Source organism: Aquirufa avitistagni, from assembly GCF_042715545.1.
Lineage (GTDB): Bacteria > Bacteroidota > Bacteroidia > Cytophagales > Spirosomataceae > Aquirufa > Aquirufa avitistagni.
Map to the genome: position 1 here is coordinate 254335 of NZ_JBBKXZ010000001.1, position 15752 is coordinate 270086.

At 42.5% G+C, this 15752-nt stretch carries 12 protein-coding genes; 6 read left to right on the top strand and 6 right to left on the bottom strand.

Translation table 11 applies throughout. The annotated features are described in order from the left end of the window. On the top strand, positions 1 to 618 hold the full coding sequence (locus U0R10_RS01065) for a lysoplasmalogenase (protein WP_377981827.1): 618 nt from the start codon (positions 1 to 3) through the stop codon (positions 616 to 618). Between the two features lie 12 nt (positions 619 to 630). Further along, the gene (locus U0R10_RS01070; protein WP_377981828.1) at positions 631 to 3552 is read left to right on the top strand and encodes an FAD-binding and (Fe-S)-binding domain-containing protein; all 2922 of its coding nucleotides are present in this window, start codon (positions 631 to 633) and stop codon (positions 3550 to 3552) included. Here the strand turns inward: U0R10_RS01070 and nagB are convergent, their stop codons facing one another. Then, positions 3553 to 5454: a glucosamine-6-phosphate deaminase gene (nagB, locus tag U0R10_RS01075; RefSeq protein WP_377981829.1), complete on the bottom strand. Its 1902-nt coding sequence runs from the start codon at positions 5452 to 5454 to the stop codon at positions 3553 to 3555. Between the two features lie 3 nt (positions 5455 to 5457). Next, positions 5458 to 5676: a helix-turn-helix domain-containing protein gene (locus U0R10_RS01080; RefSeq protein WP_377981830.1), complete on the bottom strand. Its 219-nt coding sequence runs from the start codon at positions 5674 to 5676 to the stop codon at positions 5458 to 5460. A 149-nt stretch (positions 5677 to 5825) separates the two neighbouring features. Between U0R10_RS01080 and U0R10_RS01085 the strand changes: the two genes are divergently transcribed. Further along, positions 5826 to 8201 (top strand): TonB-dependent receptor, encoded by a 2376-nt coding sequence (locus U0R10_RS01085; protein ID WP_377981831.1) that lies wholly within the window; start codon positions 5826 to 5828, stop codon positions 8199 to 8201. Position 8202: 1 nt separating this feature from the next. Continuing rightward, positions 8203 to 9108 carry a DUF4249 domain-containing protein gene (locus U0R10_RS01090; protein ID WP_377981832.1) on the top strand — a complete coding sequence of 302 codons (906 nt, stop codon included), beginning with the start codon at positions 8203 to 8205 and terminating at the stop codon, positions 9106 to 9108. Here the strand turns inward: U0R10_RS01090 and porT are convergent, their stop codons facing one another. From porT to U0R10_RS01110, 4 genes are all read right to left on the bottom strand, one after another. Next, positions 9109 to 9810, bottom strand: coding sequence for a type IX secretion/gliding motility protein PorT/SprT (gene porT / locus U0R10_RS01095; protein ID WP_377981833.1), 702 nt, complete (start codon positions 9808 to 9810; stop codon positions 9109 to 9111). Next, complete coding sequence (gene ubiE / locus U0R10_RS01100; RefSeq protein ID WP_377981834.1) at positions 9797 to 10561, bottom strand: bifunctional demethylmenaquinone methyltransferase/2-methoxy-6-polyprenyl-1,4-benzoquinol methylase UbiE; 765 nt, start codon at positions 10559 to 10561, stop codon at positions 9797 to 9799. The genes porT and ubiE overlap by 14 nt, the downstream gene beginning before the upstream one ends. Before the next feature lie 75 nt (positions 10562 to 10636). Then, entirely contained in the window at positions 10637 to 11563 is a 927-nt protein-coding gene (locus U0R10_RS01105; RefSeq protein WP_377981835.1) for an AEC family transporter, read from the bottom strand. Continuing rightward, positions 11560 to 12768, bottom strand: coding sequence for a sensor histidine kinase (locus U0R10_RS01110; protein ID WP_377981836.1), 1209 nt, complete (start codon positions 12766 to 12768; stop codon positions 11560 to 11562). Before U0R10_RS01110 ends, U0R10_RS01105 begins: the two co-directional genes overlap by 4 nt. 146 nt (positions 12769 to 12914) lie before the next feature. Here U0R10_RS01110 and U0R10_RS01115 point away from each other — a divergent pair, with 146 nt between their 5' ends. Together U0R10_RS01115 and U0R10_RS01120 are read left to right on the top strand one after the other, a co-directional pair. Next, complete coding sequence (locus tag U0R10_RS01115; protein WP_377981837.1) at positions 12915 to 13256, top strand: PadR family transcriptional regulator; 342 nt, start codon at positions 12915 to 12917, stop codon at positions 13254 to 13256. 11 nt (positions 13257 to 13267) lie between these two features. Next, positions 13268 to 15700 carry a PspC domain-containing protein gene (locus U0R10_RS01120; RefSeq protein WP_377981838.1) on the top strand — a complete coding sequence of 811 codons (2433 nt, stop codon included), beginning with the start codon at positions 13268 to 13270 and terminating at the stop codon, positions 15698 to 15700. Positions 15701 to 15752: the final 52 nt, after the last annotated feature.

The following is a 15752-nucleotide window of genomic DNA, read 5'->3' on the forward strand; positions in this document are numbered from 1 at the left end:
ATGCGGCTATCGGACTTGTGTTTACGCTTATTTTATGTGGATGCGGTCCTTGAACTCTTGGCACCATGGGTTTTTCCTGAAGCTCGTTATGTGACCAAACCCTTACTCATGCTTCTTTTAGCAGGTCATGTGGGTCTAGAATCTAAATCATTATTAGTTGTTCTGTTTTTTGCCTGGTTGGGTGATGTTTTTTTGCTTATCCCGGGTGATAATCCCTTATTTTTCCAGTTAGGCTTGGGGAGTTTTTTACTCATGCAATTTGCTTATATCCGCTTGTTTCATCTCCGGTCAAAGGAAATTTGGCATTGGTCGATAGGTGCAATTATGGTCTATGTGGTGAATTTACTAAGATTCTTATGGCCACATGTGGCTGAAGGTTTGCGTATTCCCGTGGTTGTTTATGCGATAGCACTTGGGGCTATGTTGTATTTTGGTGCCAAATTGAAGGATAAGGTCATCTTTTGGGGCGCATTATTATTTGTTATTTCTGATAGCTTATTGGCTTTAGGCAAGTTTTATTATACTATTCCGGGGAATTCATTCTTGGTTATGAGTACTTATATACTAGCACAATTGTTACTAATCTCGCGTTTACGTAAATTGCAGCTTACGAATTAATTCGGGGTTCTTATGATCAAGCAGGAAGTTGCATCTGTTTTAGCAGAATTATCAGAAAAATTACAAGGAAGTCTCTTTACAGATACCGTCATGCGGACCTTGTATGCAACGGATGCATCAGCTTATCGTGAAATGCCGCTTGGTGTTGCGATTCCTGAAACCCAAGCAGATATCAAAACCTTGATTTCGTTTGCGGATACGCATCAAATTCCCTTGATTCCCCGTACGGCTGGTACGTCGTTAGCCGGTCAGGTAGTCGGCGCTGGATTAGTCGTAGACGTCTCAAAATTTTTCGATCGCATTCTGGAAGTAAATAAGGACGAATCCTATGTTTGGGTAGAGCCCGGTGTTGTGCGCGATGTGTTGAATGTGGAGTTGAAGAAGCATGGCTTATTTTTTGGTCCTGAAACATCTACCGCGAATCGCGCGATGATGGGAGGGATGTTGGGAAATAACTCCTGCGGATCTAATTCAGTTGTTTATGGATCTACCCGTGACCACGTACTCGCGGTGGAAGGTTATTTGTCCGATGGTACTTTTGTGACTTTTGAGGCAGAAGATCCGTTTGAAACGGTGAAGCAATTACCAGAAGGGAGTCGTTTACATACGATATATACGCAGACGCTAGCTGCGTTGAGTAACCCAACGAATCAACAAAATATCCAATCAGAATTTCCTAAGCTTAGTATTAAGCGCCGGAATACGGGGTACGCCGTGGATATGTTATTGAATTCCAATGCATTTATTGCCGATAAACCTGCGTTCAATTTTTGTAATTTATTAGCTGGTTCTGAAGGTACACTGTGTTTTGCAACGCGTATTAAGTTACATGTAGATCCGTTGCCTCCCGCACATTTGGGTTTGGTTTGCGCGCATTTTAATACGATTGATGAGGCGTTGCGGGCCAACTTGATTGCGTTACAATTCAATCCGTCCGCTTCTGAGTTAATGGATCATTATATTTTAGAATGTACCAAGGCGAATGCTGAACAGAGTCAAAACCGGTTCTTCGTCGAAGGAGATCCCGGTGCAATATTAGTTGTTGAGTTACGTGCAGATGACGCGGACAGTTTAGCTAAACAAGCTCAAGCAGTTGAGCAAGCGATGCGTGCTGCTGATTTGGGATATCATTTCCCTTATGTTACGGGAGGTGATGTGAAGAAGGTGTGGGATTTGCGTAAGGCAGGTTTAGGCTTGCTTTCTAATCTTCCAGGTGACGAAAAAGCGGTTGCCGTGATTGAAGATACGGCGGTGGATGTAAATGACCTGCCTGCGTTCATTGCCGAATTTAATGAGATTTTAACGGCCAATAATTTATACTGTGTGCACTATGCACATGCTGGTTCAGGCGAATTACACTTGCGCCCGATCATTAATTTAAAGACTGAAGAAGGCCACAAACAGTTTCGCCATATCGCGGAAGAGATTGCGCGTTTGGTTAAAAAATATCAAGGTTCGCTCTCAGGAGAACATGGAGATGGCCGTTTACGTGGAGAATTTATTCCGTGGATGGTGGGTGAGGCGAATTACCAATTAATGCGCGAGTTGAAATCGTGGTGGGATCCGAAAGGGATATTTAATCCCAACAAGATTGTGGATACGCCACCGATGGATACGTTTTTGCGATATGAGGCGGGCCAACAAACCCCTGAGTTTAAAACAGCATTTCGATATAAAGATCAAGATGTTTTGCAACATGCCGAGCAGTGCAACGGATCAGGTGACTGCCGGAAAACGCCTGTTTCTGGGGGTACGATGTGCCCTTCGTTCATGGCGACTCGAAATGAAAAAGAGACCACGCGTGCTCGGGCCAATATTCTTCGTGAATTTTTAACGCACTCTTCGCAGCCTAATCGCTTTAATCACAAAGAGATTAAAGAGGTGATGGATTTGTGTTTGGCGTGTAAGGGTTGTAAAGCGGAATGCCCATCGAATGTCGATGTGGCCAAGCTGAAAATGGAATTTCTTTACCAGTACCAAAAAGAAAATGGAACGCCTTTACGCAGTTGGTTAGTAGGTCACTTCGCGACCGTTTCTTCCTTAGCTTCGTATGTTCCTGCATTATATAATGCGGTGATGGGTACGCCATTTTTGCGTCGTATCTCGAATCGATTAGTGGGCTTCCATCCAGATCGTACCATGCCTTTGTTGGCTAAGCAATCGCTTTGGTCTTGGCTGAAAGGGCGTAAGTCAATCGATGCTAAGAAAGCAGTTTATTTGTTTGTGGATGAGTTCACCAACTATAACGATGCGGAAGTGGGGCGGAAAGCAGTGCTATTGCTTGAAGCTTTAGGCTATGAAGTCCGCACGATGGCGCATCCGATTTCGGGTAGATCGTTCTTGTCGAAAGGTATGCTCGATGAGGCACGCAAATTAGCGCAGGCAAATGTTGAGTTATGGTCGGCACTTGTGACGGCAGACATTCCATTAGTAGGCATTGAGCCATCAGCAATTTTAACCTTCCGAGATGAATATCCGGATTTAGTTTCCGATGCTTGGTTAGCCAAAGCCCAAGATTTAAGTAAAAATGTACTCTTGTTAGAAGAATTCATCGCGAGCGAAGCAGATGCGAAGCGGATTAATAAATCGTTATTTAAAGCAGATAAGCGGTTGTTGAAGTTGCATGGACATTGCCAACAAAAATCTATGAGCTCTTTAGTGGCTGCTAAAAAAGCCTTGTCGTTGCCGGCAAATTTTGAGGTACAATTGATTCCTTCGGGATGTTGTGGAATGGCGGGTTCGTTTGGATACGAGAAAGAGCACTATGATTTGTCTATGCAAATCGGGGAATTAGTGTTGTTCCCTACGGTGCGCGCACAGGGGCCAGAGGTGGAAATTGTGGCTTCGGGGACAAGTTGCCGACATCAAATTCACGACGGTACGCAACGCCACGCGAAGCATACCGCCGAGATATTATTTGAGGCGCTGGCTTAGTTAGAAACGCCAGCGAACAAAAGCCTCCATGGCCTCGTATTCTGCGAGGCCTAATTTATTGTACAATTCAGCGGTTCCACGGTTACGTTCTTCGGCACGTTGCCAAAATTCCCGCGAGTCTTCTCCTTGGAAAACGACACCATCTTTTTGGGATTGGTGTTTGAAAATACCCATACGTTTCTTGAAAACTTGGTCAGGTGACATAGGTACGGCCATTTCAATTTGGTCGATATCCCATTCTGCCCAAGCACCTTTGTATAACCAAACCCAGCAATTCTTCATGTATTCCCGGTGTTTCAGACGCGTAATTGCCTCAAAAATAGCATCTAGGCACACTTTGTGTGTTCCATGTGGGTCTGCTAAGTCGCCTGCGGCGTAGATTTGATGCGGCTGAATTTCCTCGATGACATTCATAATTAACTGAATATCAGGTTCAGTTAAAGGTTTTTTACGGATGGTACCCGTTTCATAGAATGGCATATTTAAGAAATGTGCATTCTCTTTTTTGATGCCTACGAAGCGGCAGGTATTTTTTGCTTCCCCTTGACGAATGAGTCCTTTGATCTCGCGAACGGATTCAATGTCCACTTCAGAGTCACGTTTTCCTTTGAGAAACTTAACGGATTCCTTGTAGATCTTATTTGCTTTGGCATTGCTACTTTCAAATTTCTCGTTGAAATCAATCACAAATTCAGCAAATCGGAGTGCTTCATCGTCCGCCACCGCGATGTTTCCTGATGTCTGATAAACGACATGCACATCGTGCCCTTGGTCATGCAAGCGCTGAAAAGTTCCACCCATGGAGATGATGTCATCGTCCGGGTGGGGGCTAAAAATGATGACTTTTTTACGTGCAGGAAAGGCGCGCTCCGGTCGATGGGTATCGTCGGCATTCGGTTTGCCTCCGGGCCAACCCGTAATCGTGTGTTGCAGGTAATTGAAAACTTCAATATTAATGTCGTGCGACTGGCCGTAGAGGGACAATAATTCCGACATGCCATGTTCATTATAATCTTTAGTGGTCAGTTTGAGTACAGGCTTACCCAGCGCTAATGACAGGTGCGTAACCGCTTTTTTAATCATGTTGCGATCCCAAGTCACCGAATCTACCACCCAAGGCGTTTTTATACGAGTCAGTAGGGAAGCAGCCGTTTCATCTAAAATGAAAGTGGTGTTAGGATGTTGCTGTAAATAGGAAGCAGGGATTTCGGAGGTGACAGGTCCTTCAACAGCCCGGGCAACGCTTTCCGCTTTATGTTCTCCCCAAGCGAGCAAAACGATACGTTTGGCGTTCATGATTTTATCAATCCCTAACGTAATGGCTTTTTTGGGTACTTTTTCTAATCCACCAAAGTCAATCGCTGCATCTATTTTCGTTAGGATGTCGAGCGTCATTAAACGCGTTTTAGAGGTAATGATGGAGCCTGGTTCATTGAAACCAATGTGTCCGTTGCGACCAATACCTAATAAATAGAAGTCAAACCCGCCTAGTTTCTCGATTTTCTCCTCGTAGTCTCTACAAAACTCTGGAATTTTATCGTAGGCTAGTGTTCCATTAGGAATATGGTAATTTGTTACCGGTATATCCACGTGATCGAACAATTGCTCTTTCATGAAGCGGGTATAACTTTGCACGGAATCTGGTTCCATCGGATAGTATTCGTCCAAATTAAAGGTATGAACGTTCTTGAAACTTAAACCTTCTTCCTTATGGAGGCGAATTAATTCCTGATAGACTTTCTTTGGAGATGAGCCAGTGGCTAATCCCAGTACCGTTGGTTTTTTGTCCTGGTTGTGCTGTCTAATCAGTGCACCGATTTCATGTGCAACAGCCTTGGAGGCTTTTTCTGAGTCATCAAAGATGTGGGTGGGTACCCGTTCGAAACTAATGGCTTGTTCCATAATTTATTGATTTGCAGTTGTTTTGGCTGAAACGACGATGAAATCGAGTTCAAGTGTATCAAAAATGCGTAAGATTGTTTTAATGGCTGGGTTTCCTTTTCCGAGTTCGATGGAATGGATCGTTTTGATGGCTACGCCACTCTTCTCACTTAATTCTTCTTGCCTTAGATTGAGGTTGTTTCTTTTTTCGCGAATGATTTTTCCAAAAATTTTCAGGTCCATGCGTAGGTTTATTGGCTAGTGAAAGCAAATTACTAAAAAATCTTATTTAAAAAACATAACGGAATTATATTACTGATGTGCTTAAAAAATAGCCAAATAAAACAAATCCGTGTTTTTGGCGTTATCTTTGTGGTTTATTTTTAATATGTATGTCGGCACGCCACTTTTTGATTTTTACCTTTTTGTTCTTCGGATTTACCTCATTTGCCCAAAAGGCAACATTAAGTGGTTATATCAAAGACGCCACGAGTGGAGAGGGGATCATCGGAGCTAGTATTTATATCAAGGAATTAAAGACGGGTAACGTAACTAATACGTATGGTTTCTTTAGTTTGTCGGTGCAGCCGGGTGATTTCACTTTAGTTTTTTCTTCGTCTGGATATGTGAAGCAAGAGCGAAAAGTTACTTTTTCCTCTAAGAATCAAACCTTAAATATCGAATTAGCTCCTGCTTCAAATGAGTTAGCTGAGGTCCGTGTATTAGCGAATGCCTTAGATGAAAATGTCAAGGGCATTGAAATGTCAGTCAATAAAATTGACATTAAGACCATTCGTAAAATTCCTGCTTTATTAGGTGAAGTTGACTTAGTTCGTGCGATTCAATTACTTCCTGGCGTCTCGACCGTTGGCGAAGGCGCTTCGGGATTCAACGTGCGAGGCGGTGGTGTAGATCAGAATTTGGTTTTATTGGATGATGCGCCGGTGTATAATTCCTCTCACTTATTTGGTTTTTTCTCAGTGTTTAATCCGGATGCAGTTAAGGATGTGAAGTTGTTTAAGGGAGGAATTCCATCGCAGTATGGTGGTCGCGTTTCATCCATTTTAGATGTAAAAATGAAGGAGGGTAATGCCAAAAAACTCGAGGTAAATGGGGGAATTGGGGTTATTTTCTCTCGTATTTCCATTGAGGCTCCATTAATTAAAGACAAGGCTTCGTTCATCGTAGCTGCGCGCCGTTCCTACATTGATGTATTGGCTAAGCCGTTTTTAACCGGAAACAATGCAGATGCGGCGTTCAATTTTTACGACTTGACGGCCAAAGTGAATTATAATATCAATTCGAAGAATACCGTGTTTTTATCCGGTTACTTTGGTCGGGATGTTTTTGGCACCGGCTTTGGATTCAATTGGGGAAATAGCACGATTTCTGCGCGTTGGAACCACGTCTTCTCGAATAAGCTGTTCTTGAATGCCACTGCTTTCTACAGTAATTATGATTATTTATTGGATTCAGATTTAAAAAATAAGCGTCCATCGGATGCATTTCGCTGGACATCGAATATCGAAAATTTAAGTTTCAAACCTGATTTCACGTATTACCTTACGCCGGATAATACGTTAACGTTTGGGGCACAGGTTTTAACGTATCAATTTTCTCCGGGTAAAGCGGTTGCGTCATCTAATGGGGACAGACGTGAGTTTGGTCAGTCAAATAAAAGTGGCGTGGAATTGTCGGCCTACGTAGGGGACGAATGGAAATTAAGTCCACGTCTTTCCATTCAATACGGTATACGTTATTCGAATTATGATTACCGCAGTGATGATGGCGTTTATTATGAGCGTATCGCAGTGCCTGCAAGTATTGAGAATCCAACTTCATTTACACTGAAGCCTATTCAAATTGCACCAACTGCCTCCGTGGCGAATTATGGAAATTGGGAGCCACGTTTTGCTATGAACTTGAAAGTAGGAGAGAATTCTTCGTTCAAGGCATCTTATAATCGCTTAGCCCAATATGTTCATTTAATGTCTAACACGGCTGCTTCCACACCTTTGGACGTTTGGACATCGTCTACCAATAACATCAAACCTCAAATTGCGGATCAGGTAGCCATAGGCTTATTTAAGAATTTGGGAGAAAGTGGCAATGATTATGAGACTTCGGTGGAGGTATATTATAAGGAAATGCAAAATCAGATTGATTATGCAGATCGGGCGAATTTGTTTTTGAATCCCTTGTTCGAAAAGGATTTGCTTTTTGGCAAAGGTCGCGCCTATGGAGCTGAATTTTATGTGAAAAAGAATGTGGGTAAGTTAACGGGTTGGGTTAGTTATACCTTGGCCAGATCCGAGCGTTTAATTGAAGGGTTAAACAACGATGAATGGTATGTGAATCGCTATGACCGTACACATACGTTAAATGTAGTAGGCCAATATGCGTTGTCGGCCAAATGGTCATTTGGGGCTAATTTTGCTTACATAACAGGTGTGCCTTACTCTATTCCTTCGCAGAAATATATTTTTGAGGGAATTGCTTATCCGCAAACCTTGCCGGGTACGCGCGGTAACATTCGGGTTCCAGATTACCATCGATTGGATTTTTCAGCTACTAAGAAAAACAAGAAAGCCTTATTTGGTAAGGGTTCTTCTGAGTGGGTATTTTCGGTTTATAATGTTTATAACCGAAGAAATCCGTTCTCCATTTACACGCAGCCTAATGAAACAAATACAATGAAAACGGAGGCTGTTCAATTGTCAATCATTGGTTCGTTTGTTCCGGCTGTCACCTATAATTTTACGTTTTAAGATGCGCTACCTCATTCTATTTTTATCCTTATTGCTTTTCTCTTGCGAAGATGTTGTGACCTTAGATAGTCCTTCATCTGATCGTTTTTTGGTTGTGGAAGCGACCCTGACGAATCTTCCAGGAACACAGAAAATTATATTGACGCGTTCGCAAGATTTTTTCGACAACGGACCTGCACCTGCCATTCGAGCTGCTGAGGTCATCGTGAAAGATGATGCAACGAATGAATATCGCTTTGTGGAAAGTACACAAACTCCGGGTGTTTACGTTTGGGCTCCTGCTGATTCAACGAGACGATTAGGCCAAGTGGGTCGGACATATCAGTTGACAGTCAAGACAGGAACCGATACGTTTATTGCATCGGCTAAAATGAATCCCGTGCCACCCATTGACTCCATTGCGTATAAGAAAGCCACCGCAAATCCGGGTCAATCAGGCGAAGGAAAGCCTGAAGAGGGTTTTGAGGCGCGGTTTTTTGGAACTGATTTGAAAGGGGAGGGCAATTGCTACCGCTTGAAGTTTTACAAAAACGGTAAACTTTTTAATGCGACCTCAGATTTATTGGTTTTTTATGACTCCGCTTTGCAAAAAGTTTCAGGAACGGATGGCTTAATGTTTAACCTTCCGATTCGCCGGGCTATTAACCCTGAATTATACGTGGCTAAGGATAAGCTTAGCTTAGAACTGTATTCTATTTCGTTAGATCAATTCAGTTTTTACTCCCAAGCGCGCTTGGAATTAAATAATGCGGGACTCTTTGCACGTCCGGCGGCGAATATCCCCACGAACTTTGTGAACACGAATAAAAATTCAAAATTACAGGGTTCTGGTTGGTTCGGTGTTTCGGCTGTTTCTACTTTAGAAACGATTATTGATCCTGCCAAAGCGAGAAAGAATTTGCCTTAGCTATTCAAAGTTGATGATCAAACTCACGGTGTGAGTTTTGAGATTATTAACATTTGTATACCACAGCGTCCCCGTTCTTCCGGGTGGAGAATACATGTTCACCAAACCATGTGAAAAGCGAATTTCCGGGGTAAACTTAAAAAACTGAAAGAATTGCTCTAGGCCAACTCCATATTCCAAGGATAAATCGGCCGTATTTGTCGTTAACGCAGAACTCTTTTTCTTCACATTGGCTTCTATGCCAAATTTCAATCCTCCGATCATATAAACCCGGTGATTTTTGCGTCGGATAGAGCGGTATTTAATGAGTGCTGGAATTTCTAGCCAAGTTGATTCACGTGTTAAAACTTCCGGCACGGCACTAGTGCCGCCACCTGTGCCTGCATCTAAACTCAGCTGCCGATCATACAAGGCGATGTTTACGCCTGATTTTACTTCCCAGTGTGGATTGATGGCATAATTTGCCAGACCGCCAATTTGAAATCCAAAATTTCGAGGGGAATACAGGTAGGTCCCAGTGGGTAATTCTGTTCGGGTACTTAGATTAAAATTGGAGGAGCCAAAGCCAAACAAAAATCCAAAATGCAGTGGTTTTTCATCGTAGAACTCGTGAAACACCCGCACATATTTTTTCTTTTGCGCTTGCACGTTAAAGGCAATCAAACTGATTAATAGGCTAAAAATAAGTTTATGCCGTCTCAAGTTTTTGGGTTTTGGTTGCTTTAACTTTAGGTGCTTTTCTGCCCAAATAAATCGAACAAATGCCACCCGTCATGGGAATCCAATTGGTCTTGATAAAGCCAACTTTTTCATAAATGGAGATGAAATTGGGCCCATCAGGAAATGCTTCTACGGATTCAGGTAAATAGGTATACGCAGCTGGATCTTTTGAAATGAGCTTGCCTAAAAGCGGTAAACAGTAATTTGAGTAGAACGAATACAATTGCTTCATCGGAAAGCTGCGTGGATTTGAGAATTCCAAAATCAAACAATAGCCATCCGGTTTCAATACGCGCAGCATATCCGTTAATCCCTTTTCTAAATTCTCATAATTACGCACTCCAAAACTAACGATGATCGCATCGAAACTATTGTCTGAAAAGGGTAGTTTTTCGGAATCCCCCATTTGTAGGAAAATCTTGTCTTCTAAGCCTAGTTTTTTGATTTTCTCTTTTCCGAATGCGAGCATGCCGGCGGAGATGTCTACGCCCACAATCTTATCGGGATTTATTTTGAGTGCTTCGATCGCGAAATCTCCTGTTCCGGTCGCGATGTCAAGTACACTTTTAATGCCTTTGTCTTTCAGTAATTTGATGGCCTTCTTGCGCCAGATGATATCAATTCCCCCACTCAATAAGTGATTTAAGAAATCGTACTTAGGCGAGATGGAATTGAACATGTCGGCAACTTGCTCTTTTTTGCCCTTGTTCTGGTTTTTATACGGAACGACCATAAAATATGTTGATTTACCAATTACTAACCGATTCGGGCTGTAATTGTTCAGGCAAAAATACCAATTTTATTTGGTTTAATGGGTGGTCATTTGGAAAATGCCCACAAGTAGCCACATCAGCGCAAAGCTAATCAGCATTGAAAAATTCACTAATGCCGCAGCAATTCCTGTATCGAAATTCAGGTCATCTGCATAGGTAATTAATGTCATACCTGCCGGAAGTACCAAGCAGATGAGTATCATGTTGCGATATTCAAAGGCAAATGGCGTCGTGTAGTACAGTAGTAGACCTACACTCAAACCAAAGGCATAGCGAAAACCTAGTACTTGAAAAACTTTGGCATAGGTCCGCTTGGGTAAACGAACACTGAAATAGATTCCCATGAGCAATAAAACCATGGGTTTGTTGCCTTTGGCTATGGTATCGATAATTTCCATCGCTAAGGCATGTACTTCCACATTCCCTAAGTTTAGGGCTAAGCCCAATAACATGGCCAAAAATGGAGGTAGCGAAAAGATTCGCTTCGTCACATGAACCCAGGTATTTCCTTCCCGTTTTTGACCCGATAAATAGGTCCCCATACCATAGTTGACCATGAAATTTATCACTGAATTTCCTAGGTCAAACATGATCGCATAGGTCAGGCCTTCCCATCCCCAAATGCCCTCAATCAGCGGATATGCAAATAATCCTAAGTTCCAGCCGGCCGATCCCATCGTTAATATTCCCCGGTATTCGCTCGGCTCATTTTTGAACATTAAAAATCCAATGTAGGAAGAAACCATGCCGAAAACCATGGCGATTAGCGGGAGCCACATGAGGTTTGCCGACAACTCAATATGCGTCATGGTGGCGAAAACCAAGGCCGGAAAGGTGGTGTGCATTAAGAATTTAGAGACGGATTTAGCGTCGTGCGCTTGAATGAATCCGAGACTTTTCAATACGTATCCGATGGCGATGACGATCAGGGCAGAACCGAAAACGACATTGGATGAACTCATGACACAGCTGGTTTAGGCAGTGAAATGCGGAAGGTGGTTCCTTTGTTCAGCTCAGAAGATTTGATACTTAGTTTCCCCTCGTGATAATTCTCGATAATCCGCTTGGCCAAGGTTAGTCCTAGGCCCCAGCCACGCTTTTTGGTGCTAAATCCAGGTGCGAATACCTTCGACAAATTAGCTGTAGGAATTCCTTTTCCCGTATCGCTAATGTCTATGTAAAGTTGATTATTCTTTCCTTCATGTAAGTAAATCAACATGTCTCCCGTTCCTCCCATGGCATCCACCGCGTTTTTACATACGTTTTCAATCACCCATTCGAACAGATATTTGTTGACATTCGCCACTTGATTCGCGATTAAGGCCGACTTGATCTCGATGTGGACCTTGGTTGAAATGCGGATTTTCAGGTAGCTGATGAAGCTGGAAATTAATTCTTCCAAATCCTCCTCTTTCAAAATAGGCATGGAGCCGATGTTTGAAAAACGGGTCGTAATCGTCTCGAGCCGTTGAATATCCTTAGATAACTCAACTACGATTTCCGGATTGATGCTCTGTTCATTTCGTAAAATTTCAACCCACGCAGTGAGTGACGAAAGTGGAGTGCCGAGCTGATGCGCGGTTTCTTTGGCAAGTCCAACCCATACGCGATTTTGTTCGGCACGGCGTGAATAGGAGAAAAAGATGTAGCCCAAAAATCCGATGATCAGTACAACTAGGAGTTGGGACAGCGGGTAGTAGCGCAATAATTTCAGCAATTTAGAATTGCCATAATAGATGTATTCCTTCTGAAAACCCATGTCCATTTCGATGGGTTTATTGTTTTCTGCAATGATCTCTTGGAGTTTGGATTGAAGCAATGTTTGCTTTTCCTCTGTAGAAAGCGACTCCGACATGGCGATATTGATGGAGTTTAAATGCCCACTACCATCTTTCCAAATCACTGGAATCGTATTGTTTTCGTTGATTTTTTTAATGCGCTCAAAGAAAAAATTGATATCGGCATTTTCATCACTTGTCATCACGTAGCGGATGGTTTCCGCATACAATTCGATCTGCTGTTTTTCCCGCTCCTCGAGTTTGTTCACTAGGCCATCCGTGAAATACAAGGAGAAACCAGCCATGAAGACACATACGCCGAAAAACGCCACTTTCAACCAGGTATCCCGATTGTAAAAGGCCAGCGGTAAGGAGACTTCTTTAAACATGCGTTTGGTTTCGAGTAGGGCAGATTATGCCATTCGACACAAATTACTCACCGTTTATCCACAAATCAAAAATATTTTTTCTAAGGTACTTTGCAATACATAGTACCTTTTATACATTTGTCCCATCAAATTAAAAAAATAAACCGATGGATATTGAAAATACCAAGGTGCAGATGCGGAAGGGAATCTTAGAATTCTGTATTCTGCAAATTATTTCGAGGGGTGAGGTCTATGCGTCTACGATGCTGACTGAATTAACCTCCGCTCAAATCATGGTCGTGGAGGGAACCTTATACCCTTTATTGACTCGATTAAAAAATGCGGGATTTCTCGATTACAAATGGGTGGAATCTGTTTCAGGTCCGCCACGTAAGTATTACGTTTTAACTGAAAAGGGAACCACCTTTTTAGCGGAGTTACACGGAACTTGGGATGATTTACATGCCTCTGTCTCCCAAATCATTCATCCTCAACCACCCCAAGCATAAACTTTTCAGATATGAAAAAGACGTTATCAATTAATATAGCCGGCATTGTATTCCACATCGAGGAAGATGCTTTCGCAACATTGGATGCATATTTAAAATCCATCCATGCATATTTCAAAAATTTCGAAGGCGCCAAAGACATCGTTGACGACATCGAAGCGCGTATCGCAGAAAAATTCTGGAACATCCGCGAGACCGAGAAAACGGAGGCAATCACACAAGCGCATGTAGATGCTTTAATTGCTTCGCTAGGGACGGTTGCCGACTTTAAAGAAATCGAAGGTGAGGATGGGAAGCAGGAGCAGACACAAAATTCGTCCACGCATACTGGGGAAAAGAAGATTTTCCGTCGGGATTTGACCAACAAGCAAATTGGTGGTGTGGCTTCCGGTGTGGCTAATTATTTTGAAATTGATCCAATCTGGGTTCGACTAATTTTAATCGTAGGTTTCTTTGGTCTTTTCCCATTATTACACGCGGCTAACCTTGTTTTCTGGGCCTATGTGGCTTGTTGGATCGCTATTCCTGGTGAAATCACTGTTGAAACTGACAAGTCTTACCGCAAATTTTACCGTGATCCGGAAAATGAAGTAGTGGGCGGTGTGATGGCCGGAATCTCCGCATATACCGGCTGGGACGTAGGTTTATTACGTGTACTCGCAGTGATTTCTTTATTCTTTTTTGGTACCGGTGCGGTCGCTTACATCATCATCATGGCCATTACGCCTAAGGCAAAAACAGTCACCGACAAAATGGCGATGACGGGCGAGCCCATCACACTGGAGAACATAGAGAAAAATATCAAAGATACTTTTCAGCCAGATTCTACAGAGGAAAAGCCGCTAACTCGTTTATTATTATTCCCATTTCGCACCTTAGCAACGATTTTTACAGCACTAAAACCCGTCATGATGGGGGTTAAATGGTTTGTCCAATACCTTGTCGGAATTGTATTGATCATCATTTCCATCGCACTAGCTTTTGCTTTAATTGTTGCAACAACTGCTGGTGTATCTGGTTTCGATCATGGGGTAGTCGGTCTTAATTTTGGAGAAACAGGAATTCCTTTTTATCTGTTAGCTCAGGATTTGCCTGCTTGGGCAATATGGGCGGCTTACGCAGCTATTGTTCCGATGATTTTGGGAATTGGTATTAGTGGGGTTTCTTTATTGGCCAACCGGAAATTAACGAATAAAACCTATTCATATATTTCTACAACAATCCTAATTGTGGGCTGGATTGGTTTGTTTTCTGCCTTTAGTTTTGTTGGACGTAATTTTCAGCGAACGGCTTCTGTCAATTATGTGAAAGATATCCCTACAGATTCTTCGTATGTGTTTAGTTTACACCGGGAATCCCAAGAAAGTGTTTGGGAAAAGATGCTGGGCAATACCCTGGAAATGGATGTGTTTTTGGAGCAGTTTTTAGATGATGAAGAATTGCATGATTTCAATCGGGATGGATTTTCTCGTGCCCAAATAACGATGGCGGGTTACGACGGGAAAACAATTCAAGTGATTCAATTTGCTAAATCAAATGGTAGAACCCGTGCCGAAGCTGAAGTAAATGCCAAATCCATTGAGTATCATTTCAACCAAAAAGGAGATCAAATCATTTTAGATTCACATTTTGGGCTAAAGCAATTTAAGTTTAGAAATCAGCGCATGCGTGTGAAGATTTTGGTTCCGTACGGCGTCAGCTTTGGCATGACGAAGGAGTTTGCGCTTTATATCGAAAATGTATTGGATAGCGGTTATTTCAATGAAAATGGTACCGACCTATTTGTGGGTTCTAAGTGGACGTTTTCGGCCGACAAAGGATTAGTTTGTTTGAATCGTGAACCAAATCGCTCGAATGACTCTTCAGATTCTAACGAATCCGAGACTGAGGAGGGGACAACTTCGTCTAATTTATCCATCTCCAAGACGGTAAATCCATTTACACAGGTTGAAATTAGCCAAACAGATGGGGCTAAGATTGAGATCAAGCAAGCTTCCGAATATAAAATCTCCATGGAATCTTCGGATCCGGTGGATAATTGGAGCCAAATCGCATCCGTGGACGGTAGCTTATTGCGCTTTAAGTCCTTGCCCAGCAACGTGACAGTAACCATTGAAACACCAGATTTGCGTAAAGTAGATTTAGGGGGAACTGGTCGCACAGAAATTTCTGGTTTCGATGCGGCCAAAATGGAAGTGATTCTGCACGATTTCCATAGTTTGAAACTAGAAGGTCGTTCGGATGCGCTAGCCGCTTCTACCTACGATCGGTCCGAATTAGATGCATCTGGTTTTAAAGTAAAAAATGCGACCGTTTGGATTGATAAGAAAGCCCGGATGGATCTGAATGTATCGGAATCTTTACGTGGGAAAAAATATGCATCAGCTACTGCGAACAATTCAAATTCGCTCGGAAAGAAAGAAATTTGGACTATTTTAAAGTAACATGCAACCTTTTGGGAAGAAGAAACATCTTGCCAACCGTTAAAAAAATCTT